General features: G+C 67.4%; 18 protein-coding genes. 8 read left to right on the top strand and 10 right to left on the bottom strand.

The annotated features are described in order from the left end of the window. Positions 1-2: 2 nt before the first annotated feature. From AAF481_09305 to AAF481_09270, 8 genes are all read right to left on the bottom strand, one after another. On the bottom strand, positions 3-920 hold the full coding sequence (locus AAF481_09305; GenBank protein ID MEM7481358.1) for a DUF58 domain-containing protein: 918 nt from the start codon (positions 918-920) through the stop codon (positions 3-5). A gap of 14 nt (positions 921-934) precedes the next feature. Then, positions 935-1,924: a MoxR family ATPase gene (locus AAF481_09300; GenBank protein MEM7481357.1), complete on the bottom strand. Its 990-nt coding sequence runs from the start codon at positions 1,922-1,924 to the stop codon at positions 935-937. A 112-nt stretch (positions 1,925-2,036) separates the two neighbouring features. Continuing rightward, the gene (locus tag AAF481_09295; protein MEM7481356.1) at positions 2,037-3,530 is read right to left on the bottom strand and encodes a TlpA disulfide reductase family protein; all 1,494 of its coding nucleotides are present in this window, start codon (positions 3,528-3,530) and stop codon (positions 2,037-2,039) included. 240 nt (positions 3,531-3,770) lie between these two features. Then, on the bottom strand, positions 3,771-4,433 hold the full coding sequence (locus AAF481_09290; GenBank protein ID MEM7481355.1) for a hypothetical protein: 663 nt from the start codon (positions 4,431-4,433) through the stop codon (positions 3,771-3,773). 46 nt (positions 4,434-4,479) lie between these two features. Further along, positions 4,480-6,219, bottom strand: a complete 1,740-nt coding sequence (ggt, locus tag AAF481_09285; GenBank protein MEM7481354.1) for a gamma-glutamyltransferase — start codon at positions 6,217-6,219, stop codon at positions 4,480-4,482. Next, positions 6,220-7,683, bottom strand: a complete 1,464-nt coding sequence (locus AAF481_09280; protein ID MEM7481353.1) for an NAD(P)(+) transhydrogenase (Re/Si-specific) subunit beta — start codon at positions 7,681-7,683, stop codon at positions 6,220-6,222. Beyond that, positions 7,680-7,970, bottom strand: coding sequence for an NAD(P) transhydrogenase subunit alpha (locus AAF481_09275; GenBank protein MEM7481352.1), 291 nt, complete (start codon positions 7,968-7,970; stop codon positions 7,680-7,682). Before AAF481_09275 ends, AAF481_09280 begins: the two co-directional genes overlap by 4 nt. Further along, positions 7,967-9,100, bottom strand: a complete 1,134-nt coding sequence (locus AAF481_09270; protein MEM7481351.1) for a Re/Si-specific NAD(P)(+) transhydrogenase subunit alpha — start codon at positions 9,098-9,100, stop codon at positions 7,967-7,969. The genes AAF481_09275 and AAF481_09270 overlap by 4 nt, the downstream gene beginning before the upstream one ends. Positions 9,101-10,006: 906 nt before the next feature. On the opposite strand from AAF481_09270, the gene AAF481_09265 reads away from it, so the two are divergent. From AAF481_09265 to AAF481_09255, 3 genes are read left to right on the top strand one after another with little or no spacing between them, the layout of a single operon-like run. Next, entirely contained in the window at positions 10,007-11,356 is a 1,350-nt protein-coding gene (locus AAF481_09265) for an asparagine synthase-related protein (protein ID MEM7481350.1), read from the top strand. A gap of 7 nt (positions 11,357-11,363) precedes the next feature. Beyond that, complete coding sequence (locus AAF481_09260; protein MEM7481349.1) at positions 11,364-12,353, top strand: radical SAM protein; 990 nt, start codon at positions 11,364-11,366, stop codon at positions 12,351-12,353. Next, positions 12,350-13,876, top strand: a complete 1,527-nt coding sequence (locus tag AAF481_09255; GenBank protein MEM7481348.1) for an FAD-dependent oxidoreductase — start codon at positions 12,350-12,352, stop codon at positions 13,874-13,876. The genes AAF481_09260 and AAF481_09255 overlap by 4 nt, the downstream gene beginning before the upstream one ends. Position 13,877: 1 nt before the next feature. On the opposite strand, the gene tyrS is transcribed toward AAF481_09255, so the two are convergent. Further along, complete coding sequence (gene tyrS / locus AAF481_09250) at positions 13,878-15,146, bottom strand: tyrosine--tRNA ligase (GenBank protein ID MEM7481347.1); 1,269 nt, start codon at positions 15,144-15,146, stop codon at positions 13,878-13,880. Between tyrS and tmk the strand changes: the two genes are divergently transcribed. From tmk to AAF481_09225, 5 genes are all read left to right on the top strand, one after another. Next, positions 15,145-15,918, top strand: a complete 774-nt coding sequence (gene tmk / locus AAF481_09245) for a dTMP kinase (GenBank protein ID MEM7481346.1) — start codon at positions 15,145-15,147, stop codon at positions 15,916-15,918. The two genes, tyrS and tmk, sit on opposite strands and share 2 nt — an antisense overlap. Then, on the top strand, positions 15,915-16,763 hold the full coding sequence (locus AAF481_09240) for a hypothetical protein (GenBank protein ID MEM7481345.1): 849 nt from the start codon (positions 15,915-15,917) through the stop codon (positions 16,761-16,763). The genes tmk and AAF481_09240 overlap by 4 nt, the downstream gene beginning before the upstream one ends. Before the next feature lie 102 nt (positions 16,764-16,865). Then, positions 16,866-17,984, top strand: a complete 1,119-nt coding sequence (locus AAF481_09235; GenBank protein ID MEM7481344.1) for a thioredoxin domain-containing protein — start codon at positions 16,866-16,868, stop codon at positions 17,982-17,984. A gap of 262 nt (positions 17,985-18,246) precedes the next feature. After that, positions 18,247-19,707: a pyridoxal-dependent decarboxylase gene (locus tag AAF481_09230; GenBank protein ID MEM7481343.1), complete on the top strand. Its 1,461-nt coding sequence runs from the start codon at positions 18,247-18,249 to the stop codon at positions 19,705-19,707. A 3-nt stretch (positions 19,708-19,710) separates the two neighbouring features. Next, on the top strand, positions 19,711-20,397 hold the full coding sequence (locus AAF481_09225) for a nitroreductase family protein (protein ID MEM7481342.1): 687 nt from the start codon (positions 19,711-19,713) through the stop codon (positions 20,395-20,397). A 204-nt stretch (positions 20,398-20,601) separates the two neighbouring features. Here the strand turns inward: AAF481_09225 and msrP are convergent, their stop codons facing one another. Beyond that, positions 20,602-21,627, bottom strand: coding sequence for a protein-methionine-sulfoxide reductase catalytic subunit MsrP (gene msrP, locus AAF481_09220; GenBank protein MEM7481341.1), 1,026 nt, complete (start codon positions 21,625-21,627; stop codon positions 20,602-20,604). Positions 21,628-21,859: the final 232 nt, after the last annotated feature.

Raw genomic sequence — 21,859 nt, 5'->3', positions numbered from 1 at the left:
GCCTACCGGCGCCTTTCGCGGGCGCGGAAGTAGCGCACCAGGGAATCGATGTAGGGCTCGTCGGTCCACAACTGGACCTCGCCGACACCGGCGGAGCGGAACAGTTCGCCGCGGCCGTGGCGCTCGTCGTCGCCGAGCACCCGGAAGCCGCGGGTGACGTTCTTGTCGTAGGTGTCGATCAGCAGGGTTTCGCCGGTTTCGGCGTCTTCCAACTCGATCAGTCCCACCGGCGGCAGCTCTTCTTCCCGCGGATCGCCCACCGTGACGGCGGTGATGTCGTGGCGCTTGGCGGCGGTGCGCAGACGGTCTTCGAAACCTTCGTCGAGGAAATCCGAAATGACGAAGGCGACGACCCGCCGGGGGGTGACCTTGCTCAGGAACTCCAGCGCTCCGGCCAGGTCGGTGGTGCGGCGGTCGGGCCGGAAGGTGAGGAGTTCGCGGATCACCCGCCAGACGTGGGCGCGACCCTTCTTGGGCGGAATGTAGCGCTCGATGCGGTCCGAGAAAATGATCAGACCCACCCGGTCGTTCGAGCGGATGGCGGTGTAGGCGAGGGCGGCGGCGACCTCGGCGGCGACTTCGTTTTTGAGCTTGCCGGCGGTGCCGAAGGCGCCGGAGGAGCTGACGTCCACCACCAGCATCACCGTCAATTCGCGCTCTTCGCGGTGCTCCTTGACGTGCGGCACGCCGGTGCGGGCGGTGACGTTCCAGTCGATGTGGCGGATGTCGTCGCCGGGCTGGTACTCGCGTACTTCCTCGAACTCCATGCCGCGGCCCTTGAAGGCGCTCTCGTACTCGCCGGCCATCGCCTCGGTGACCAGGCGCTGGGTGCGGATGTGGATCTGCTGGATCTGCTGGAACAGCTCCGGCGGCAGCGACGCCTCGCCGTTTTTCGGATCGGTGGTGGTGACTGCGGCCATCTTCAAGGGAGGGGCTATGGAACGTCGACGGTGTTGAACACGTCCTGGATCAGATCGTCGGAGGTGCGGTCCTGGGCTTCGGCCTCGTAGGACACCAGCACCCGGTGGCGCAGCACGTCCGGCCCGATGGTCTTGACGTCCTGCGGGGTGACGAAGGCGCGGCCGGCGAGGAAAGCGTGGACCCGGGCGGCCCGCGCCAGGAAGATGCTGGCGCGCGGCGAGGCGCCGTAGTCGATCAGCTTGTCGAGTTCCGGCAGGCGATAGGCAGCCGGCTCGCGGGTGGCGAAGACGATGTCCACGATGTAGTCCTCGACCTTGCTGTCGAGGTACACGGAGTCGGCCACCTCGCGCATTTCGCGGATGTCCTGGGGGGTGAGCACCGGTTCGACGGTCGGCTGGTGTCGGCTCGCCATGCGCCGCAGGATCTCTTTCTCTTCCTGCTTGTCCGGATAGCCCACCTTGAGCTTCAGCATGAAGCGGTCCACCTGGGCTTCCGGCAGCGGGTAGGTGCCTTCCTGCTCGATGGGGTTCTGGGTGGCGAGCACCAGGAAGGGATCCGCCAGCGGGTAGGTCTTCTCGCCGAGGGTGACCTGGCGCTCCTGCATCGCTTCGAGGAGCGCGCTCTGAACCTTGGCGGGAGCGCGGTTGATCTCGTCCGCCAGCAGCAGGTTGGTAAAGAGCGGTCCCTTCTTGACCACAAAGTCGTGATTCTGGGGGCGGTAGATTTCGGTGCCCATGAGATCCGCCGGCAGCAAGTCGGGAGTGAACTGGATGCGGGCAAAGTCCGTTTGCACCGCCTGGGCGACGGTTTTGATGGCGGTGGTCTTCGCCAGGCCGGGGATGCCTTCGATCAGGATGTGGCCGTCGGCGATCAACGCCATCAACAGGCGGTCGATCATGTACTGCTGGCCCACCATCACCTTGCCCACCTCCGCGCGCAGGCGGTCGAGGCGGTCCGTGTGGGCCTGGATTTCGGGGGTCAGCTCCTCGGCTGTGACGGTCATCTCCCTCTCCTCTTCAAGTGCTCAAAGTACGAATGTGGTGATCTGTATGCCTGGGCCTGGCGGGTCGGTCGGGGGCGCTGGTGCGCGGTCACTCGCGGAGGTCGGACTCTCCTCAAGATCCAAGGTGGCCCGTCGGCACCGGTTCCCGCGGCGTGTCGCCCTTGCGAGAGCGCCGGTCGGAGCGCAGCCGCAGTTTCTGGCGCTCGGCGTCCTGCGGGTCCGGCTGGCGACTGCGCAGCAGAAGTTCGGCCCGCCGTTCGAGGCGCTCGAGCTCTTCTCGCGAAGGGACCCGGCCGCCGTAGCGGACGTTCTCGATCTGCGGCGGCAGGTCCCTCGTGTCCTCCGGATCCAGCTCTTGGAGCAAGCTCGCCAGGCGCTCGAAGGCGCTTCGCGGATCGCCCTGCATGCGGTCGCGCCGCGCGTCGGCCAGTTTCTGCCGCCAGCCTGCGAGGGCCGCGGCCCCTTCGTCGGCGGCAACGGGGCCTTGTCGCCGTCGGCGCCAGCCAACGAACAGTAGCCCCGCCAGGGCGCAGGCGAGGGTGGTGCCGGTGCCGGTCCAGAGGAGCGTTTGACGGGTCATGCCGGCCCACCGCGGCGATTCGACATGGACCGTCGGGCCGGCGAGGCGCGTGGCCACCGGGTACTCCTCGAAGCGCGGGGTGTAGACGAGTTCCACCGGATCGAGGGCATAGCTGCCGGTCTCGGCCGCCGCCAGCGGAATGCTGTAGGTGATGACGTTGCGGCCGGCCCGGCTGGTGGTTTCGGCCCGAGTGGCGCCGCTCTTGGCGACCCCTTCCGGCAACGCGACCTGCGGCGGATGCAGCAAATACTCGTCGAAGGTGCCGGACCAGCGGATCTCGATCGCCAGTTCGAAGGTTTCGCCGCGGCGCGGCCGATCCTTCGAGAGCTCGACCACGGCGCTCGGTGGGGTCACTGCCGAGGGCAGGTCCACGGTGCCGTCTTCGAGGGCCGCGTAGGTGGCTTCGCCGGATGGGGCGGCGCCACCCATCGCCACCACTCGGTCGAGCATCGGGCCGAGGGCCGCCCAGTCCCGCGCCCCGCGCGAAACCCCGGCGATGCGGCCACTCGGGTCGATCAAGTAGGTGATGGGAATGCTGTTGGCCCGGTAGGCTCGGCCGGCCCGGCCGTCTTCGTCCCACAGCACCGGGAAGGTGACGCCGAGTTGTTCGACGAAGGGTGCGACGGACGCCTGCTGGTCGTCGAGTGAGATGCCGAGCACGACCAGTTCGTTGTCCGCCCGCTCCTGGTGCAGGGTTTCGAGGCTCGGCATCTCCGCCCGGCAGGGGCCGCACCAGGAGGCGAAGAAGGTCAACACCACCCAGGAGCCTTCAAAGTCCGACAGGGCGCGCCGCTCGCCGGAGAGGTCCGGAAGGGCGAAGCTCGCCGCCGGCGTGGCGGGCTCGACGGGGCGGATACCGTGCTGCTGGAGCAGCGCCGGTAGCGTGTCTCCGGCCTCCGTCGTCGCCGCCGATACGGGAGCGGACCCGACCGCGCACCAGGCCAGCCCCAGGGCCAGGAGGCCCAAGGGGCGGGCGAGGGCTGTGGATCTGCGGTTCTTGGTCATCGGTCGACTTTTCTCACTCATGCCGCCGCTTCTGCGCCGGTGCCGCGCCAGTTTGACGCCGCTGGGTCGGCTCGCCATCCGGTGGACCGCCTTGGGCAGTCGCCCTGTGGGCGCCGAGACGTTGACCCTCGCGGCGTGCCCACGGCGCGGGGCGAGGGCTCATACAGCAAGCACCGTGCCGAGGAAAAAAGAGGGTGAGGTTTCGAGGGGAAATGGATTCCTCCAGCACCGGTTTCGGCGCCAGAGGTACTGCCTTCGTTCCTAACCGTTCGACGCGCCGGAGTCGTCTTCCAGCTCGCCGCCGTCTACCGTGCCCTCGTCCTCGGTGGCGTCGCCGCCACCCTCTCCGAAATTGCTGCCGGTGCCGTCGAAGGTGATCAGCCCGTAGGCGGTCATGATCTGCTCGCGGCGGGCTTGGGTGTCGCCCTCCGTCGGCGGGTAGACGGCGGTCAGGGTCAGTAGGCGGTCGGCCCTCGGGTGTTTGGCGAACAGCCGGTGTTCCTCCATCGTCACGCCGTCGTCCGAGAAGCGACCGCGGGTGAGATAGGCCGGGCCCAGGTGGCTGCCGAGTTCGACCTGCCCCTTGAACTCGCCGTCCGGCCGGCTGTTCATCTCTTCCTTTTGGCTCTTGATCTCCTCGACCAAATTGACGCTGTAGACGTCGGGGCCGACCGCGAAGGTGTAGGTGGCCGGCGGCAAGGATCCGTCGCCGGGCCAGCGCAGTCGCAGATCGGAACCGCCATTGGCCTCCAGTTCGAAGCCGGCGGTGGCTGGATCCGTCAGCACCAGATCGAGCGCTTCGTTGGACAGCGTCTCGGGTTCCGCCGGAGTCGCGGCCTCTTCCGTCGGTGCGCCCCCGCAGGCGGCAAGAGCCATGATGAGGAGGGACAGGATCAGGTTTCGAGGCACAGTCCGTTGCGGCATGAAGAATCTCCTTTCGGAGCGAGTAGGTGTGGAATTTGAGCGGATCTTACTCCGGTGAAGGCGATACCACCGCCGCGAAGCCGGGGCCGCGCGGATCGACGGCCGCTTCGACTTCGCCGTTCGGCCGCTGGGCGACGGCCTGGATCTTGGCGGTGCGCGGGTCGAGCACCAGGCGGTGGCCGCGGGCCTGCAGGACGGCGCGGGTTTCCGGCGCCAGGGCGTCCGGTTCGGCGAGCAGGCGATCCGGTAGCCACTGGTGGTGCAGGCGCGGCCGGTTGACGGCCGTTTGCAGCGGATCGTCGTCCACCATGTAATGGAGCAGCACCTGGATGGTGTTGGAGGGAATCTTCGAGCCGCCGCGGCCGCCCAGGGCGATCGCCCGGTCTTGCCGCCAGGCGATGGTCGGGGTCATAGACGACAGCATGCGCTTGCCCGGCGCCACGGCGTTGGCTTCGCCCTGCACCAGGCCGAAGTCGTTGGCGGCGCCCGGGGCGGCGGCGAAGTCGTCCATCTCGTTGTTCAGGAAGAAACCGGCTCCGGGCACCCACAGGCCGCAGCCGAAGAGGCCGTTCAGGGTGGTGGTGAGGGCGACCATGCGGCCCTCGCCGTCGATCACCGACAGGTGGGTGGTGTCGCCGCTCTCCGTCGGCTCGGCAACGACCTCCGGTCTGGCCTCGGACCAGCGGCCGACGGTGTCCGAGTCGCTGGCGCGCGCCGGATCGATGCTGGTGGCGCGCTCGTCGAGCCATTCATCGGCCAGCAGGTCGTCGGCGGTGCCGCGGGTGGTCGTGGGGTCGCCCATCAGGAAGCGATCCGAATAGGCCCGGCGCCAGGCCTCAGTGAGCAGGTGGGCGCGGTCGGCACCGAAGCGCGGTGCCTCACGCCAGCCTCGTCGTTCGAGCATGCCCAGGGTCTGCCCGAGGAGGATGCCGCCGGAACTGGGCAGGTCCATCGCGGCAATCTGCCAGCCGAAGGCCTCGAAGCGCACCGGCTCGCGCCACACCGGTGCGTAGGCGGCGAGATCCTCGGTGGTCAACATGCCGCCGTGGCGCCGCGAAACGGTGGCGATGGCCTCCGCCACGGCGCCCCGGGTGAGGGCCGCCGGGCCGCGCTCGCCGTAGGCGGCGAGGCTGGCGGCGAGATCCGGCAGCACCAGCCGGGAGCCCACCGGCGGTGGCTCGCCGTTCGGTAGCCAGACGGCGGCGGATTCCGGGAAGCGAGCGAGCAGCTCGCGCTTGTCGTCGATCACCCCTTGCAGGTGAGGTCCCACCTCGAATCCCTCGGCGGCCAGCCGCCGGGCCGGCTCGACGATCTCCTTCCAGGGCAGCTCACCGAAGCGGCGGTGGAGCGCCCACAGGCCGACCGGCGAGCCCGGCACGCCGGCAGCCAGGGGACCGATCAACGAGGCATCCGGATCCGGCTCACCGTCCGGTCCCAGGTACATATCGCGGCTGGCGCCCGCCGGCGCGACTTCGCGGAAATCGAGGGTCGAGATCTCGTTCCCGAGCTTGACGACGGCGAAACCGCCGCCGCCGAGGTTGCCCGCTTCCGGGAAGGTGACGGCCAGTGCCAGGGCGGTGGCGACGGCGGCGTCCACCGCGTTGCCGCCGGAGCGCAGGGTGGCGAGGCCGACCTCCGTGGCCTGGCGCTCCGCCGAGGCGACGGCGCCGCCGGTGCCGTGAGGGGCGTCCGGCGCGGCAGCGTAACCGGCAGGCCCAGCGAGGAGCCACAGGGCGAGGCAGAGCCCCGCGATCCCGTGGAGTCTTCCGCCGGGGCGACGGTTCATCTATCCGGCGGCCTTCACTTCGGCCAGCATGTCCTGGAGCATCTTCTTGCCGTCGCCAAACAGCATGATGGTGTTGTCGTACTCGAACAGTTCGTTCTTGATGCCGGCGAAGCCGGCGGACAGGCTGCGCTTGATCATCATCACCGTTTGCGCTTCGTAGACCTTGAGGATCGGCATGCCATAGATCGGACTGCCGGGGGTCTTTTCGGCCGCCGGGTTGACCACGTCGTTGGCGCCCACCACGATCACCACGTCAGTCTCTTTGAACTCCGGGTTGATGGTGTCCATTTCGAGGAGCTGTTCGTAGGGCACGTCCGCTTCGGCCAGCAGGACGTTCATGTGGCCGGGCATGCGGCCGGCTACCGGGTGGATGCCATAGGTCACCTTGACGCGGCGCTCGATCAGCAGATCGGCCAGCTCCCGCACGACGTGCTGTGCCTGCGCCACGGCCAGGCCGTAGCCCGGCACGAAGACCACCGATTCGGCGCTTTCGAGCACCAGGGCGGCGTCTTCGGCGCCGTAGGACTTGACGTTGGTGTACTCGCTCGACGCCCCACCGCCGCCGGCCGATGCCTCGCCACCGAAGCCGCCAAAGAGGACGTTGCCGAGGGTGCGGTTCATCGCCACGCACATGATCTGGGTGAGGATCAGTCCGGAGGCGCCGACCAGGGCGCCGCTGATGATCAACAGGTTGTTGTTGAGCACAAAGCCGGTGGCCGAGGCGGCCAGGCCGGAGTAGGAGTTGAGAAGGGAGATCACCACCGGCATGTCGGCGCCGCCGATGGGCAGCACCAGCAGCACGCCGAGCACCAGGCTGGCGAGGGCGGCGACGATGATCAGGGGAGCCAGGCCGAAGCCGGTGGGAAGAAACATCGCCGCCAGACCGGCGCCGAGGGCGACCAGGCCCACCAGGGCGTTGATGACGTGGCGGCCGGGCAGCAGGATCGGCTGGCCGGAGATGCGCCGGCCGAAGATCCAGCCGCGCAGCTTCAGGTAGGCGACGAGGCTGCCGGTGAGGGTGACGGCGCCGATCAGGATGGAGAGCACCGAGGAGACGGCGGAATCCGCCCCGAGGAGGGCCGCCGGCGTGCCGTCGGCGGCCGGCTCGACCACCCGGTACCAAAGGTAGGCGGTGGCGACCAGCACCGAGGCACCGCCGCCGCAGCCGTTGAACAGCGCCACCATTTCCGGCATGCCGGTCATCTCGACCTTGACGGCGGCGATGCTGCCGATGAGGCCGCCGATCACCAGGCCGGCCAGGATCCAGCGATAGTCGATGGTGCCGAGATCGATCAGGGTGGCGACGATGGCGAGCAGCATGGCGCCGGCGGCCAGCAGATTGCCGCGGCGGGCGGTCCGCACCTTGGTCAGGCCCTTGATGCCGAAGATGAAGACCACCGCCGACACCAGATACAGGATCGGCACCAGGGTGGCGGTGACGGAGGGGGAGCTGGCGGGACTCATCGCTTCCTCTTTTGGCCGAACATCTTGAGCATCCGGTCGGTCACCATGAAGCCGCCGACGACGTTGACGGTGGCGAGGATGATCGCCAGGCAGCCGAGGATATTGGACAGCGCCACATTCCCCGTTTGGGCGGTGTAGAAGGCGCCGACGATGGTGATGCCGGAGATCGCGTTGGCGCCGGACATCAGCGGGGTATGGAGCGTCGGCGGCACTTTGGTGATGACTTCGAAGCCGACGAAGATCGCCAGTACGAAGACATAGATGCTGATCAGCAACGGTCCCATCATGAGCCGGACTCCTCGAAGGCGGCGGCGGTGGCCGGGTGGAAGATCTCGCCGTCGCGGGTGAGGAGCGCGCCGGCCACTACGTCGTTGGATTCGGGGTCGAGGACGATCTTTCCTTCGTCGTCGAGGACGTCTTCGAGCAAGGCCAGGACGTTGCGCCCGAAGAGGGTGCTGGCGTCGTGCGCCATGCCCGCCGCCAGGTTGGACGGGCCGAGGATGATCACGCCGTTGTGGTCCACCTCTTCGTCGGCCCGGGACAGTTCGCAGTTGCCGCCCTGTTCGACCGCCAGGTCGACGATAACGGAGCCCGGCTGCATCGCCTCGACCATGCTGGCGGGCACCAGCATCGGCGCCTTTTTGCCGGGCACCAGGGCGGTGGTGATGACGACGTCCGCCGCGGCGACGTGGCGGTGGACGATCTCGCGCTGCTTGCGCAGGAAGTCTTCGCCCATCTGTTTGGCGTAGCCGCCTTCGCCTTCGCCGCTCTCTTCCAGGGGCAGCTCAATGAACTTGCCGCCTAGGGATTCGACCTGTTCCTGGACCACCGGTCGGATGTCCGATACCTCCACCACGGCGCCGAGTCGCTTGGCGGTGGCGATGGCCTGCAGGCCGGCGACGCCGGCACCCATGATCACCACCTTGGCCGGCGGGATGGTGCCGGCGGCGGTCATCAGCAGCGGGAAGTACTTACCCAGACGGGCGGCTGCCAAGAGCACCGCGCGGTAGCCGGCGATGGAGGCCTGGGACGATAGGGCGTCCATGCTCTGGGCGCGGGTGATGCGCGGCACCAACTCCATCGCCAGGCAGTTTACTTTTCCGTCGACCAGGGCCTGCACGGTGGCGCGCTCCTGATGCGGGGCGACGAAGGAGATGAGCAGGGCACCGGCTTGGATGCGGCGGGTCTCTTCGGCCGTCGGCGGGGTGACTTTGACCACCACGTCGGCGCTCGACCATCCGTCGCCCAGGGTGGCGCCGGCTGCGGTCATGGCGTCGTCAAAGAGGTATGCCTTGTCGCCGGCGCCGGGCTCGACCTCGACGTTCAATCCCTTTTTGACCATCTTCTTGATGGTCTCGGGGGTGAGGGCGATTCGCCGCTCACCGCTCTTGTGCTCGATCGGGACGAAGACCTTCATGGGGATCCATTCATGAGTTGATGAGCTTTCCAGGAAGTTCTTGCGGTGAGGGATCTAGCCGATGGGCTTTTCTTCGCTGCTTTGGGAATTGTGTGGATCGTACTCTCGTGGTGGGTTTTGGCGCAAATTTCGTTTCCCTGAAGGAATGAGGCGGGGGTCGGGTGGGTCGAGGTCGCTGGAGGCCGGGAGTGGTGGGGGTCGGCTGGGTCGAGGTCGCTGGAGACCGGGCGGGGCAGTTGGGACTTTGGGAAGCAGGCCCCGCCCTGCGCGGCGTCGGCGCAAGCCGGCTCGGACTCCCCCTCGGTGTACTGGCGCCGCCGCCGAGCTCTCCAGCGACCTCAACCCAGCCGATCCTCGGACCACCCTTCCCCATGTGTTGATTCCTATGGGTCTGCTCTGACATTGAGTTGGTGTGCTCGACCGCCCCGCCCCTCGGGCCGATTCTCCCGGCGAAGGCTGCACCACGGCCCTCGCTACTACTGCGTCACATCGGGGTCGCTGTTCGAGGAAGAGGCGAACAGAAGTGGAGGAACCGTTCGCCCACAGGGAGAAAAAGGGCAAAAAAAGGGCGACCTTCATTGAAGATCGCCAAAAATCGCCGTTGCGTCCTACGGACGTCGAACGTCCGTGGGCTGCGTGACGCACCGATGTAGAGCAGGGCCTGTGCCAGGGACCTTGCGTGGGACCGGGATGGAGAAGTGAATCCTTGTAAGAGATATACATTTCAAAGGTTTGCGTGTAAATGGCACAGTTGCGTACATGGGTAGATTGAGGGGTTGGGGGGTTGGAGAAATTCCGTGAGGTGGGAGTTTCTCCCAGGTACTCGACCCGGACCGAGGACGCGGCGAGGGGATTTCGAGACTTATAATAGAGCGCTCATTGACACGGATCCCAAGGAGAGAACCCATGGTTTCGCTCGCTGCTCCCAAGCCCATCGCCCGGTTGATCGATCTCGTCGAGCCGGCGAGTCAGGAATTGCTCGACATGGAGGTTGAAGAGGCTCGTCGGCGGGTGCTCGAAGGGGCTCCGGAGGAGGTGCTCGCAATCCGTGGTTCTTTCGCTCTCGTCGGTCGCTCCGGAGAGCGCGTGAAGCTGGCTCGCAGCCTCGATCGGCCGCTGCGCTATTTCCTCGCCAAGGAGGAGGCCGGCCCGATGTTGGTGGTGGCCGAGACGATGCGAGAGATTCTCGATTTCTTGACCGCCGAGGGCTACGAGAAGCAGTTCCACCCCACCTACTGCCGGATGGTTCCGGCGCACCACGTGATGGAGCTGCAGCTGGTCGGCTGCCCGGATCCCAATCCCGTCTGCCGTCGTTTCTTCGATCCGCCGCGGGCAGTGCTGCCGGCGGATCTGGATGCGATTGGCGAGCGCTACGTGTCGGCGCTCTATCAGGAAACTCGCGATTGGTTGGCGCGGGTGCCCGAGGACGAGCCCCTAGGGGTGGCGTTCTCCGGCGGCATTGACAGCGGTTCGGTGTTCCTCACCATCTATCGGGCCTTGCTCGACGCCGGACAGAGCCCGGCGCGCTTGAAGGCCTTTGTGCTGGCGGTGGACGGCGGCGGTGAGGACGTCGAGCAGGCGCGGGAGTTCTTGCGACGGCTGGATCTGGAGCTGTTCCTGGAGACCATCGAAGTCAGCGCCGAGGAACTCGATCCTCTCGAAGCGGTGGCGCTGATCGAGGACTACAAGCCCCTCGATGTCGAGTGCGCGGTGATGGGCTTGAACCTGGCGCGGGGCATTCGCCGCAGATATCCGGAATGGCGCTACTTGATCGACGGCGACGGCGGCGACGAGAACCTGAAGGACTACCCGATCGAGGACAACGAGGAACTGACCATTCGCAGCGTGGTCAACAACTCGATGCTCTACCAGGAGGGTTGGGGGGTCGAAGCGATCAAGCACTCGCTGACCTATTCCGGCGGCTTCAGCCGCGCCTGCGTGCGCACCTGGGCACCGGCCCGGCGCCACGGGTTCCGTTCCTTTAGCCCTTTCACCCGGCCGGCGGTGATCGCCGTCGCCGAGGCCATCCCCTTTGCCGAGTTGACCGGCGGCTCCCACGCGGCGCTCTACGATCTGAAGGGCGAAGTGATGGCGCGGGGTATGCGCTCGGTTCTCGGCTTCGAGCTGCCGGTGTTCCCGAAGCGCCGCTTCCAGCATGGCGCCGCCAGCGCCGAGACCGCTGCGTCGGCCTTCGCCGTAGAGCCGGCGCGCTACCGCTCGCACCTGCTCGAAAGCTTCGGCGTCGAAGCCCGTTGAATCCCCGGTGACGCTCGACACTCGGCGGATCCGCGCCCTGCGGCCGCCGAAGAAGGCGGTGGATCCTGGCCGACCGATCGCCGTGCTGCGGGAGTTGGAACGCTGGCGGGGCGAGGCGGTGCCGGTGGAGGCCCTGACGGTGTTTCTCGCCGGTGCCGAGTGTCCCTTCACCTGTGTGTTCTGCGACCTCTGGCGGGAGACCCTCGACGATCCGACGCCACCGGGCGCCATTCCGCGCCAGATCCACGCCGCCCGAGAGGAAGCCACCGCGGCGACCCGCTCGATCAAGCTCTACAACGCCAGCAACTACTTCGACGAACGCGCCGTTCCGGCAGCGGACGATGAAGCGGTGCTTTCGGCCGTTCGATCCTTCGAGCGGGTGGTGGTGGAGTGCCACCCGCGCTTGACCGGCGCCCGCTGTCTGAAATTCGCCGCTGCCCTGGAGCGCCAGGACAGTCGCCTGGAAGTGGCGATGGGGCTCGAGACCTGCGACCGGCAGGCCTTCCCCAAGCTCAACAAAGGGATGGATCTCGAACACTTCGATCAGGCCTGCGAGCGGCTGCTGGCGGCTGGTTGTGCCCTGCGCGCCTTCGTGCTGGTGGGCACGCCCTTCGTCGCCCCGGAGGACTATGTCGAGTCCGCCGTGGCGACGGCCCGCCACGCCTTCGAGCGGGGGGTGGACACGGTGGCCCTGATCCCCCTGCGGGCGGGCAACGGCGCAGTGGATGAATTGATCGAGGCCGGCGACCTGCGGCCGCCACGGCTCGCCGAGTTGGAGACGGCGCTGGAGGGGGCGCTGGCGGCGGCCGCCGAGTTCTCCGACGACGGTACGGCCTCGCCGGTGATCACCGCCGATACCTGGGATCTCGACCGGTTCGCCACCTGTCTTCACTGCGCGGGTGGTCGAACGGAGCGTCTGGCCCGGATCAATCTGAGCGGTGCGGTGGAGCTTCCGGTGGAGTGCGATGCATGTTCGCGTGAGGGGGACTCGCGTTGACGTCCGAGCGTTGGGACGTCGTGGTTGTCGGCAGCGGTTTCGCCGCCTCGATCCTGGCCCGCATCCTCGCCCGCCAGGGCCGCGAGGTTCTGCTGGTGGAACGGGGAGCCCACCCGCGGTTCGCCCTTGGCGAATCCACTACGCCGCTGGCGAACCTCACCCTGGAGCGCCTGGCTCGACGTTGGGACCTGCCGGACCTTTGGAATCTGGCGAACTGGGGGCGCTTCAAGAAAAGCTTCCCGGAGCTGGGCGTCGGCAAGAAGCGGGGATTCACGTTCTATCGCCACCGGGCCGGCGAGGAGTTTGCTCCCGGACCGGCGAACGAGAGTCGCCTGCTGGTGGCGGCGAGCCCGAAGGATGCGCTGGCCGATACGCAGTGGCTGCGCCGGGACGTCGATCATCACCTGGTGGACGCCGCCGTCGCCGCCGGGGTGACGTATCGCGACGAAACTCGCCTCGACGATATCGAGATCCGCTCCCGGGGCCTGCGTCTGGCCGGTATGCGCCGCGGTGAATCCTTCCGCTGCACGGCTTCCTTCGTCGTCGACGCCTCCGGGCCATCGGGTTTTCTCGCCCACCGGTTGCCGATCGAGCAGGTTCCTCCGCCGGGCCCCCCCCGGGCGCTGGTCTACGGGCACTTCGCCGGGGTCGAACCCTTCGAGCGGGAGTCCTTCGAGGTCGGTCCGTATCCGGACGATTGGGCGGCGGTCCATCATCTGCTCGAGGAGGGGTGGATGTACCAGCTTCGCTTCGACGCCGGCGCCTTGGGAGAAGGGGAGGGGGTGAGCGCGGGGGTGGTGCTGGCCGATGCATCGGAGATGCGCGCCGAGCCGGCGGAGGTGTGGCGGCGGCGGCTCGCCCGCTACCCCAGCCTGGAGCGGCAGTTCGCGCAAGCGGAACCCCTCCGCCCCATTGTCGCGTTGCCGAACCTCCGGCATCGCCTCGTCACCTCGGCGGGCGATCGCTGGGCGCTGTTGCCGCACACCTACGGCTTCTTCGATCCGCTCTACGCCACCGGCATGGCCTGGTCCCTGGCCGGGGTGGATCGTCTGGCGGAACTTTTCGCCGCCGGCCGGCCGACCCCCGGTGGCCTGGTGCGCTACGACCGCCTGCTGCGCAAGGAAGCGGATCACCTCGAAGGCTTGATCGAGGGCGCCTGGCGGCTGATGCCGCACTTTCCGGCCTTCGCCGCCTACAGCCAACTTTACTTCGCCGCCGCCAGCTACTCGGAGGTGCGCCGTCGCCTATGGCCGGAAAAGGAATGGACCTGGGACGGCTTTCTCGGTGCCGAGGACAAGGTGATCTCCGGCTGGTTCGAGGAGATCCACCATCTGCCGGCGGAAGAGGTCGCCGGCTGGGTGCCGAAGGCGATCGCGCCGCGCAACATCGCCGGCCTGGCGGATCCGGCGCGGCGCAATCTCTATCCGGTGGACTTCGAGGTGCTGATCGAGCGTGCCGGCCTCCTCGGTTGGACCGAGTACGCGATGCGCGAGGCCCTACCCCGGCTAATGGGTGAGGAGTAGCTCAATCCGTGAGGCGGACCAAGTGGTAGTTCTTCTTGCCCTTGCGCAGCAGGAAGATCCGCCCTTCGAGGGCGTCTTCGGCGGTGAGGATCTTGGCGGGGTCTTCTTGGCGGGCGTCGTTCAGGTAGATACCGCCGCCGGCGACGGCGCGGCGCGCTTCGCCCTTGGATTTGACCACTCCGCTTTCCGCCAGCAGATCCTGTAGCCGTAGGCCTTCCGCCAGGCGAACTCTCGCCAGCTCCGAGGACGGCGCATCGCCCACCGCGTCGAGCACTTCGTCGGCGGTCAGTTCCGCCAGGCGGCCACCGAAGAACAGTTCGGTGATTTCCTGCGCCCGGGCGAGAGACGAGGCGCCGTGGACCCGCCGGGTGACCTCTTCGGCCAGGCGGCGATGGGCTTCGCGGCGGTGCGGTGCTGCTTCATGGGCCGTCTCCAGGACCTCGATCTCTTCCCGCTCGAGTTCCGTGAAGTAGCGCAGGTAGCGGGGTACGTCCCGGTCGTCCGTGTTGAGCCAGAACTGGAAGAAGCGGTAGGGCGAGGTGCGCTTGGGATCGAGCCACACAGTGCCCGCTTCGCTCTTGCCGAACTTGGTGCCGGAGGCGGTGGCGATGAGCGGCTGGACCACGCCATAGACCTTCTCGCCGTGCAGCCGGCGCACCAGATCGATGCCCGAAACGATGTTGCCCCACTGGTCGCTGCCGCCGACCTGCAAGTTGCAGCCGTAGCGCTGGTAGAGCACGGCGAAGTCGTAGGCCTGGAGCAGCATGTAGCTGAACTCGGTGTAGGAGATGCCGTCGTCGCTGTCGATTCGCCGTTTGACGGATTCGCGGCTGAGCATCAGGTTGACGGTGAAGTGCTTGCCGATGTCGCGCAGGAAATCCGTCAGCGGGATGGTGGCCAGCCAGTCGGCGTTGTCGACCATCAGCGCAGCGTTGCCGGTGCGCTCGAAATCCAGAAAGGGCTCGAGCTGGGCACGAATGCCGGCGAGGTTGGCCTCGATCTGTTCCCGCTCGAGAAGCGGACGCTCGTTGCTCTTGCCGGAAGGATCGCCGATCAGACCGGTGCCGCCGCCGATCAACGCGATGGGGGTACCGCCGGCCTGCTGAAGCCGCGCCAGTGCCAGGATCTGGATCAGCGAGCCGACGTGCAGGCTGTCCGCCGTGGGGTCAAAGCCGATATAGCCGACGGCCCGCTCCGGCAGGGTCTCACCCTCGCCGAGGGTGGAGTCGAAGATCAGTCCGCGCCAAGTCAGCTCGTTCAGAAAATCCATGGTTCTCGCTCCCGGTTGGGACCGGTATCTGCGACCGGCCCGACAGGCTCCGAAGGATCGCACCGCCGGCGCCGATGGTCAATGTCGCGAAGGCCTGGAGTCCCGCGGGTGCTATCGTCTGCGGCGCATGAACGGACGCTTCATCAGTTTTGAAGGGCTGGACGGTAGCGGCAAGTCGTCGCACCTCGAACGCAGCGCCCTGTGGCTACGCGAGCGGGGGGCGGAATGCCTGGTGACCAAGGAGCCCGGCGGCACGCCCCTGGGGGATGCGCTGCGCGGCGTGTTCCTCGATCCCCGCTGGGGGGAGATGGACGGTACGGTGGAGCTGTTGGTGGTCTTTGCCAGCCGGCGGCAGCACTTGCTGGAGCAGATCGACCCGGCCCTCGCCGCCGGTGTCCACGTGCTGTGCGACCGGTTCACGGATTCCACCCTCGCCTACCAGGGGGCCGCCCGCGGCGTACCGCGGGATCTGATCGACCGGGTCGACGATCTGGCGACCGGCGGCCGGCGGCCGGTGGCGACGCTGCTGTTCGACCTGCCGCCGGAGGTGGCCCGAGAGCGCGGCCATCTCACCCGCGAAGAATCCGATCGGCTGGACGCCGAGGGGCTCGAGTTTTACCGGCGGGTGCGGGAGGGCTTCCTGGCCGAGGCGGAACGCGAGCCGGACCGTTTCTGGGTGATCGATTCGAGCGGACCGTTCGAAGAGACCGAACGCCAAACCCGCGCCGCGCTGCGGAGAATCTTCGATCTCGCGCCGGAGGGCCGGCTGTGAAGCTCGAAGCGAATCGCGAATCCGCCCGCGCCGGGCGCCTGTACCCATCGGTGATCCTGCACGGCGGCCATGCCGAGGAACGGCAGGCCGCCGCCCTCGAACTCGCCCGTACCCTGCTGTGCGGCGAGGCACCGGAGGAGCGCCCCTGCGGCTCCTGCCGACACTGCCGCCGCATCCTCTGGCCCGGTGAGAGCGCAGACACCTTCCACCCGGATTTCATGGTTCTGGAGCGCGACTTGAGGACTTCGACCTCCGTCGATGCCACCAAGGGCCTGCTGCAGGCGGCGCAACTCGCGCCCTTCGAGGCGCGTGGGCAGGTGTTCATCGTGGCCGATGCGGCGTCCCTGTCGGTGGAGGCGTCGAATGTGCTGCTGAAGGTGCTCGAAGAACCGCGCGAGTCGGCGCCGCGCCACTTCTTCCTGCTCGCCCCGTCGCAGTTCGATCTCCTGCCGACGCTGCGCAGCCGTTCGCTGGCGCTCTACCTCGGCGCCGCCCCGCGGCCGGAGGAAGAACAGGTGGCGCCGATCGCCGAGGCCTTCGCCGGCGCCGTCGGTGCCTGGATGGAGAGTGGCGCGGCGGTCTACCTGCAGGCTGCCGCCGGTGCGCTATTGGCCGGCACCTCCTGGGACGATCCGCGTGCCGGCCGGCCTTGGTCATTGGCCTCGGCGGCGGTGCTGGCCGCCGCCGAACGGCCCGATCTGCCCGCTGGGCCGCTCCTGGCACTGGCCGAGGGCCTGCTCGAAGCGCCGCCGATGCGGCTGCGGGGGATCCCGGCGGAGCGCATTCTCGAAGGGTTGGTGAGTCGCCATCTGGCGCTGTCCGCTGGCCCGAGAATTGCTTCGTAGGAGGAAGAACGACAAATTTTCGCGCAGGCCGCGACGATCCACTGCAATGCGAATTTCTCTAAACGTAGGAATTTCTGCGACTTATGCAAAGGAGCACACAACATGAAGGACTGGATTTTGAACCAAAACGGTAGTGCGCGAGGTGCTGTCCTGGCGCTTTTGACGGCGGCTGTGCTGACCGGCGGCTGGGTGCTGCCGGCGTGTTCGGCGCCGAGCACCGGCGCCGTGGCGAGCGCGGACGGCTCCGGCGGTGGCGACGAGGTGATGGCGACGGTGATGGGCGAGAACATCACCGCCGCGGATGTCAAAGAACAGGCCTCGGACCGCCTCGACCAGGTCGAGACGCAGCTTCTTTCCTGCCAGGCGACGGCCAAGCAGCAGCGCCACCAGGTGATGGAGAGCGCCATCCAGCAGATTCTCGAGAATCGCATGCTGGAGGCTGAGGCGGAGGAGAAGGGCGTTTCCGTCGAGGATCTGCAGAAGGCCGAGATCGCCGACAAGGTGACCGAGGTGACGGACGCCGAGGTGGATGTCTGGTACACCGAAAATCAGGCCCGAGTGCAGCGCCCGAAGGAGCAGGTGGCCGGTCAGATCAAGCAGTACCTACAGAACGAGCGTCAGCAGACCGCCCGCGCCGACTACATGAAGGGGCTGCGCAAGAAGTACAGCGCCCGGGTCCTGCTCGACGCGCCGCGCGTCGAGGTGGCCGCCACCGGTCCCTCCAAGGGGCCGGACGACGCGCCGGTGACGATCATCGAGTTCTCGGATTTCGAGTGCCCCTTCTGCTCGCGCGTGAATCCGACCCTGGCGCAGGTGCGGGAGGAGTACGGCGACAAGGTGCGCATCGTCTTCCGTCAGTTCCCGCTGTCGATCCATGCCAACGCCCAGAAGGCCGCCGAGGCTTCCCTTTGCGCCCACGATCAGGACAAGTTCTGGGAGATGCACGACCTGATGTTCGAGAAGCAGCGTGAGCTGGGCGTCGACCAGTTGAAGGCCCAGGCCTCGCAGCTCGGCCTGGATACCGAGGCCTTCAACGAGTGCCTCGACTCGGACAAGTACGCCCAGGCCGTCAAGGACGACATGAAGGCCGGCGCGCAGGCCGGTGTCTCCGGCACGCCGGCGATGTTCATCAACGGCCGCTCCCTGTCCGGCGCCGTGCCCTTCGAGCAGGTGGCGAAGGTGATCGACGACGAGCTGGAGCGCAAGGGCATCGCCGACTGAGCTCGCAAGCAGGCTGCTGAAGAACCGCTTCGCGGATGCTTTCAGCAGACCTGCTTGCCGTTTGTTCCCAGGGGGCTGGGCGCCCCCTCGCCCGAGAGGTAAAGCATCCTCGGGCTCACCCCGTCCACGGCAGCTGTGCTGCCGCCTCGCCCTCTGGGCTCGGTCGCTGGATGAACTAGCTGAAGGACGCCCGCTGCGCTCGATGGCGCGGCGGGCGTTTCTTTTGGCCTCGTATCCTGATGGCCTGTATCCTTCGACTCCTATGGCCGATCGAACCGATTTTGGGGACCTGGATCCGGAAGAGCTGCGCGCGGCTCTGCACCGCGCGGCGGACCATATTGCCGACTACCTGAGCGGTGGCGTCGAAAGCTCTCCGGTCTTGGCGCAAGTCGAGCCGGGCGACCTGACGGCGGCCCTGCCGTCACGGCCGCCGGAGCAAGGCGAAGGGATGGACGCCCTCCTCGACGACTACCGGTGCCGGATCGAACCGGCGGTGACCCACTGGAATCATCCGGGCTTTCACGCCTACTTCGCGATCAGCGGCTCCGGGCCGGGGGTGGTGGCGGAAGCGCTGTCGGCGGCTCTGAACGTCAACGCCATGCTGTGGCGCAGCGGTCCGGCGGCCACCGAACTGGAAGTCCTCACCTGCGACTGGCTGCGGCAGATGATGGGGCTGCCGGAGACCTTCCGCGGCCATATCAACGACACGGCGTCGTCCAGCACCCTGGTCGCCCTGGCGGCGGCTCGGGAGAGCCTCGATGCGGACATTCGACGCCGTGGCGCGGCTGGACGAGACGATCTGGCGCCGCTCGTCGTCTACACCAGTGACCAGGCCCATTCCTCCATCGACAAGGCGGCCATCGTCCTCGGACTGGGCACCGAAGGGGTGCGCCGCATTCCGTCCGATGCGGCCTTTCGAATGGACCCCGGGCTCCTGGCCGAGGCGGTCGCGGCGGATCGCGCTGCCGGCCGCACGCCGATGGCGGTGGTGGCGACCACCGGCACCACGTCCACCAGCAGCATCGATCCATTGCCGGAGATCGTCGAGACCTGCCGGCGGGAGCAGCTCTGGCTGCACGTCGACGCCGCCTACGGCGGCGCCGCGGCGATCGTGCCGGAGCTACGGCCGGCCTTCGCCGGCATGGAGCACGGCGACTCGCTGGTGGTCAATCCCCACAAGTGGCTGTTCGTACCGGTGGACTGCTCGGTGCTCTTTGTGCGCGATGAAGACCTTCTGAAGCGGGCTTTCTCGCTGGTGCCCGAGTACCTGAAGAGCGACGATGGGGCCGACACCAATCTGATGGACCTGGGTTTTCAGCTCGGTCGGCGCTTCCGGGCCCTCAAGCTGTGGATGGTGATCCGCGCCTTCGGCGTCGAAGGGCTGGCGCGGCGCATCCGCCATCACTGCGAGCTGGCTCGCGAACTGGCGGCGGAGATCGAAGCCGCGCCGGGCTATGAACTGGCGGCGCCGGTACCCCTGGCGCTGGTCTGCTTCCGCGCCACCGCCGACGACCTGGTGGAGCAAGATCGTCTCAACGAGCGGCTGATGGCGGAGCTGAACGCCACCGGCCGGTTCTTCCTGTCGCACACCCGGCTGGACGGCCGTTTCACCCTGCGGGTCGCCATCGGCAACATCCGGACGGAGCGTCGGCACCTCGCCGATCTGTGGCAGACCATCCAACAAACCTCCGGTGCCCTCCGGGCCGGAAACGGACCCCACTGAACCATGAGCCGATACCCTCGCATTGCCTATCGTCCGGAACGCCTCGATCCTGCCGCGATGGAGCGCCGAGGCCAGGCCTTTTACGACTCGATGGACACCCGCCGCAGCGTGCGCGACTTCGCTCCGGATCCGGTGCCGAGGGAATTGATCGAGCTCGCCATCCGTGCGGCCTCGACGGCGCCCTCCGGGGCTCACCGGCAGCCTTGGCGCTTTGTGGCGGTGGATGACCGGGAGATCAAGAAGGTGATCCGCGAAGCGGCGGAGGAAGAAGAGCGCACCAACTATGAGGGCGGTCGTTTCCCGGACGAGTGGCTGGAGGCCCTGGAGCCGATCGGTACCACCTGGCAGAAGGCGCACCTCACCGAGGCGCCCTGGCTGGTGGTGGTGTTCGAGGAGATGTTCGGCTTCGAAGAGGACGGCTCGAAGCGCAAGAACTACTACGTCAAGGAGAGCGTCGGCATCGCCTGTGGACTGTTCATCGCAGCGCTCCACACGATGGGCCTTTCCACCCTCACCCACACGCCGTCGCCGATGCGCTTTCTCGGCGAGATCCTGGGACGGCCGAAGAACGAGAAGCCCTACATTCTCTTTCCGGTGGGCTACGCGGCGGCGGGCGCCACGGTGCCGGACCTCACGCGCAAGTCCCTCGACGAGGTAGCGCTGTGGAATCCCCGGCCGGCGTCCGACTGATCGAGCAGGGTGCTGAAAAACTGGCTATGGCGATTCATCGGCGCCCTGCTCCGAGCCCGAAGGGCGAGGCGGCGGCGAAGCCGCCGAGGATGGGGTGAGCCCGAAAACCTTGGTGTTTTCGGGTGAGGGGGCGCCCAGCCCCCTGAGAGAGAATGGCTAGCAGGGCAGCTGAAAGAATAGGCCGAAGGCCGGTTCAGCAACCTGCTAGAACTCTTTTCCGTCGTACAGGCTCGCCACCTGCTGGTAGCCGTTGTACAGCTCGGTCTTTCGCACTTCCTGGGTGCCGATGTCCGTCTCCTCGGCCTGGCTCCAGCGCGGGTGCGGCTTGCCCGGGTCAACGTTCGAGTAGAAACCGTACTCTCGCGGCTGGAGGTCGTACCAGAAGGTGCCCGGTTGCTCTTTGGTGAACTCGATGCGAACGATCGACTTGGGGCTCTTGTAGCCGTATTTCCAGGGGATCGCCAGGCGCAGCGGGGCGCCGTGCTGCATCGGCAGGGCGTGGCCGTAGCTGCCGACCACCACGAAGGCCAGATCGTGCATCGCCTCGTCCATGCGCAGCGCCTCGAAGTAGGGCCACGGGTACCACGGCTCCTTGCGCTGTCCCGGCAGGCCCTTTTTGTCGAGGAGGGTGACGAAACGCACGAACTTGGCCGACGGCATCGGTTCCAGGAAGCGGATCAAATCCTTGAGCGGAAAGCCGGTCCACGGCACCTGCATGGCCCAACGCTCGACGCAGCGGAAGCGGTAGAGGCGCTCTTCCAGGGAGAAGCGGCCGAAGAGGTCGTCCAGGTCGAGGGTGCGGGCCTTCTTGACCAGGCCGTCGACCTCGATCTTCCAGGGCGGAAGCTGGTAGTCCTTGGCGAGCTTCCAGACGCGGTCCTTGGTGGTGGTGAATTCGTAGAAGTTGTTGTAGCGGGCGGAGACGTCCTCCGCCGTCAGCGGGCGGCCGCCGAGGTCGTAGGCGGCGTTGCGTGCGGCCGGGAACTGGTCCGCGAAGCGCGAGCCGATGGCCGGGTCGGTCATCCCACGGGAGGGCGTTTCGCTACCCTCGGCACCCGCCTTGGCGCCGCCTCGACCACTTCCCGGGGTACAGGCTGCCAGCGGCATTGCCATGCCGAGGGTGCCGAGGCCGAGGGCCGAGAGCACCTGGCGCCGGGACCAGTAGACGGACTCCGGCGTCGCCAGCTTCTCGGAGATTTCCCAGGGGCGGGGGATGCGGATGTTGGACATGGGTCAGCCTCCAGACGATGCCCCGCCGCGCTTATTGTGCGCTTCGGGTCTCAGTAGTAGTCGGCACAGGATAGGAAGTAGCCGCATACCGGATCCGGGCAGTACAGCTTGCACTTGCGTTCCGCCAGCTCCTTGCCGCAGATCGGGCAGGTGCGCATCAGCCGATCCGGATCGGCTGTCGCGGCGGCCTTCTCATTCTCTGATTTCGCTGCTGGAACCTTCATCGGATTCC

The organism is Acidobacteriota bacterium, from assembly GCA_039030395.1.
Taxonomy (GTDB): Bacteria; Acidobacteriota; Thermoanaerobaculia; order Multivoradales; family JBCCEF01; genus JBCCEF01.
Note: the sequence above shows the minus strand (reverse complement) of the source record. Positions and strands in the feature narration are given on the sequence as shown.

Bases quoted from the DNA above. Each gene is read 5' to 3' on its own strand.
- AAF481_09230 (MEM7481343.1), top strand. From the start codon at position 18,247: ATGGCCGATCGAACCGATTTTGGGGACCTGGATCCGGAAGAGCTGCGC.
- AAF481_09295 (MEM7481356.1), bottom strand. From the start codon at position 3,530: ATGAGTGAGAAAAGTCGACCGATGACCAAGAACCGCAGATCCACAGCC.
- msrP (MEM7481341.1), bottom strand. From the start codon at position 21,627: ATGTCCAACATCCGCATCCCCCGCCCCTGGGAAATCTCCGAGAAGCTG.
- AAF481_09280 (MEM7481353.1), bottom strand. From the start codon at position 7,683: ATGAGTCCCGCCAGCTCCCCCTCCGTCACCGCCACCCTGGTGCCGATC.
- tmk (MEM7481346.1), top strand. From the start codon at position 15,145: ATGGTTCTCGCTCCCGGTTGGGACCGGTATCTGCGACCGGCCCGACAG.
- AAF481_09270 (MEM7481351.1), bottom strand. From the start codon at position 9,100: ATGAAGGTCTTCGTCCCGATCGAGCACAAGAGCGGTGAGCGGCGAATC.
- tyrS (MEM7481347.1), bottom strand. From the start codon at position 15,146: ATGGATTTTCTGAACGAGCTGACTTGGCGCGGACTGATCTTCGACTCC.
- AAF481_09290 (MEM7481355.1), bottom strand. From the start codon at position 4,433: ATGCCGCAACGGACTGTGCCTCGAAACCTGATCCTGTCCCTCCTCATC.
- AAF481_09305 (MEM7481358.1), bottom strand. From the start codon at position 920: ATGGCCGCAGTCACCACCACCGATCCGAAAAACGGCGAGGCGTCGCTG.
- AAF481_09300 (MEM7481357.1), bottom strand. From the start codon at position 1,924: ATGACCGTCACAGCCGAGGAGCTGACCCCCGAAATCCAGGCCCACACG.
- AAF481_09265 (MEM7481350.1), top strand. From the start codon at position 10,007: ATGGTTTCGCTCGCTGCTCCCAAGCCCATCGCCCGGTTGATCGATCTC.
- AAF481_09275 (MEM7481352.1), bottom strand. From the start codon at position 7,970: ATGATGGGACCGTTGCTGATCAGCATCTATGTCTTCGTACTGGCGATC.
- ggt (MEM7481354.1), bottom strand. From the start codon at position 6,219: ATGAACCGTCGCCCCGGCGGAAGACTCCACGGGATCGCGGGGCTCTGC.
- AAF481_09225 (MEM7481342.1), top strand. From the start codon at position 19,711: ATGAGCCGATACCCTCGCATTGCCTATCGTCCGGAACGCCTCGATCCT.
- AAF481_09235 (MEM7481344.1), top strand. From the start codon at position 16,866: ATGAAGGACTGGATTTTGAACCAAAACGGTAGTGCGCGAGGTGCTGTC.